The sequence below is a fragment of the Paenibacillus sp. P4_E11 genome, from assembly GCF_056401635.1.
Genome location: NZ_JBFUIX010000554.1, coordinates 1 through 1,041 on the forward strand (window position 1 = coordinate 1; position 1,041 = coordinate 1,041).

General features: G+C 47.1%; 1 protein-coding gene. It reads right to left on the reverse strand.

Annotated features, from left to right (window positions below; translation table 11 throughout):
- Positions 1-50: 50 nt before the first annotated feature.
- A partial coding sequence (locus AC1DWB_RS35995) for a Gfo/Idh/MocA family protein (protein WP_477545843.1) occupies positions 51-1,041 on the reverse strand: 991 nt, incomplete at its 5' end.

Genomic DNA, 1,041 nt, shown 5'->3' on the forward strand with positions numbered 1-1,041 from the left:
TCCCGCCACGGTGTATCCAAATGCACACCGTGGCTTGTATCACTCCTAAGTTATGAATTGCCTGTCTTCTCATTCGAGCTTATCCACACAGGTAATCCGGTTTCAGAAGACTCGTTAGCAGCTATCGCTATGGCTGCGCTATCACGCGCTCCTTTAATCCCTTTGAGAATGGGTATACCTCTGCGTACCAACTCGACGAATTCGTTCACGATTCCTGTATCGCCGCCTCCATGTCCACCCAACCTTTTTTCGGGGTAATATACCCGATCTTCCCCCGTATGCCGCTTCAATACTCTAATTTTGAAATCCTGCTCGTTGTTATAAAAGCCCCATATCTTTCCCTTGGTACCTACGAACATAAATTCACGTGAATACTCCGGCACGAAATGACATTCCATATAAGAAATTCGGGCACCGTTATCATAATCGATAATGACCAATGAGTTGTCGTGAACATCGCACTCTTCGGCGTATACACACAAATCGCTATTCAGCTTGACATCGCCGTAATCCATGGCATAGCCAGTTACGGTATCCAAGTAATATTCGCATGTATCGGCATCGCTGCAATCACGACAGCGCTTATCATTCGGGGCGCTGCCGCCGAACACATCTAGACCGCTGCTAGCGTATACTTTTACGGGGGATGCATCGACCAGCCAGTTTGCCAAGTCAAGCGAGTGCGTGCCTTTTTCGAGAATCAGGCTTTTCACATAGTCTTTGCGTCGTCTCGCACCATGGTAGTAATAATGGCCTCCGACGGAAATATTGTCAGTTACTGTTCCGATCTTGATCTCCCCAATTTCACCTGAGGAAATGATTTGCTTCATATCCATCATAAGTGAACAATATCGCAGTTCCAGCCCGACCATCATCACACAATCCGCTTGAACAGCAGCTTCAATGATGCGATCACAATCTTCAATCGTTTGCGCCATTGGCTTCTCTAGATAAACATGTTTACCAGCCGCAAGCGCAGCAACAGCATTCTCTGCATGGGCATGATCATTGCTGCATATTACCACAGCATCCATGTTGGGA